At 69.0% G+C, this 1,708-nt stretch carries 2 protein-coding genes; one reads left to right on the plus strand and one right to left on the minus strand.

Annotation, left to right across the window (positions count from 1 at the left end; translation table 11 throughout):
* The coding region (locus JMF90_RS35985; RefSeq protein WP_236598117.1) for a histidine kinase at positions 1-885 on the plus strand (885 nt) is incomplete at its 5' end.
* 47 nt (positions 886-932) lie between these two features.
* Here JMF90_RS35985 and JMF90_RS35990 read toward each other — a convergent pair.
* A partial coding sequence (locus JMF90_RS35990) for an alpha/beta fold hydrolase (RefSeq protein WP_201326242.1) occupies positions 933-1,708 on the minus strand: 776 nt, incomplete at its 5' end.

Below are 1,708 nucleotides of genomic sequence, written 5' to 3' on the forward strand. Positions count from 1 at the left end.
CTGCTCGAACAGGAGAAGGACGAACAGCGGCGCCTGCTGCATGCGCTCGAGGAAACCCACGAGCAGTTGCTGCAGTCGGAAAAACTCGCGTCGATCGGCCAGCTCGCCGCCGGCGTCGCGCACGAGATCAACAATCCGATCGGCTTCGTCAGCGCGAACCTCAATACGTTGAAGACGTGGGTGCGCAGCCTGCTCGACGTGGTCGCCGCGCATGAAGCCGCGCTGCCGCAGCTCGATCCGGCCACCCGCGACGCGTTGACGGCCGTGCACCGCGCGGTGGATCTCGACTACGTCCGCGACGAGATCGCGATGCTGATCGACGAGTCGATCGACGGCGCGCTGCGCGTGCGGCGCATCGTGCAGGACCTGCGCGATTTTTCCCGCCCGGCCAGCGACGAATGGAGCGTGGTCGATCTGCATGCGGGCCTCGAGAGCACGCTCAACGTCGTCCACAACGAGCTCAAGTACAAGGCCGACATCGTGCGCGATTACGGCGACGTCCCGCACGTCGAATGCCTGCCGTCGCAATTGAACCAGGTCTTCATGAACCTGCTGGTCAACGCGGCGCAGGCGATTCCGGAGCGCGGCGTGATCACGATCCGTACGTCGAGCGACGGCGATCAGGTGTCGATCGCGATCAGCGATACCGGCGCCGGCATGACGCCCGACGTCGTCCGGCGGATCTTCGATCCGTTCTTCACGACGAAACCGGTCGGGCAGGGCACGGGGCTCGGGCTGTCGGTATCGCACGGCATCGTCGAGCGTCATCGCGGCACCATCGACGTGACCAGCGAGCCGGGGCGCGGCACGACCTTCCGGATACGGTTGCCGGTTCGGCGTGCCGGCGACCGCGCGAGCGCGGCAGCGCTGGAGCAGCGGGCATGACGTCATGACGGCGGACGCTCGCGAGCGGCCGCTGCGAGCGTCGTGCGTCACGCCAATCGCTTGCGGCGCTGACGACGAAAGAAATGCCAGAACATCGCGGTCGCGTCCGGCCCCTTGGCGGAATGGAACGGCTCGCTCGGGTCTCCGCCGCTCCACGCATGCGGCAGCCGGCGGACGATGCACACCCTGACGACCAGCCGGCCGCCCTTCAGATAATCGATGTAGTCCGCATCGTCCTGCGCGTAGCTGCGTTGCTCGCCGATGCGGATCGCCCCGTGTTCGTCGACGAGCCGGTTGAGCCGCGCGAACGCGATGCCGAGCTGCGTCGCGTTCCGGTCGGTCACGACCGTATCGAGCGCGCCATGGATGACGAGGGCCGGCATGCCGGGATAGGACGCGACGTCGGCGCACGCGTCGAGCGCGGCGACCGGATCGTCGCGGAGCCCGCGACGCATCAGGCTCATCGCGGCCATCGTCGACGACGGCGGCGCGATGGCCGGGCCGGAGTGCAGGCCGACGGCCGCGAAACGGTCGGGATACCGGAGCGCCAGCGCCGCGGCGAGCCCGGCGCCGGCGGACAGGCCGGCCACGTAGATCCGGTCGCGATCGAAGCCGTGGCGCCGCACGATGGCGTCGACCAGCGACGCGACGGCCGCGGCTTCGGACTCGGTCGCGTCGCCATGCCAGTGCCAGCAGCGGTGCGCATGGGTCGTCTTGGCCTGTTCGGGAAACAGCACGGCGAACCCCGCGCGCTCGGCCAGACGGCAGATGCGCGTGCCCGCGGCGAACGATTCGGCGGTCTGCTTGCAGCCGTGCAGCATGA

The sequence above is a fragment of the Burkholderia sp. E168m23 genome (assembly GCF_016586125.1).
GTDB lineage: Bacteria > Pseudomonadota > Gammaproteobacteria > Burkholderiales > Burkholderiaceae > Burkholderia > Burkholderia orbicola.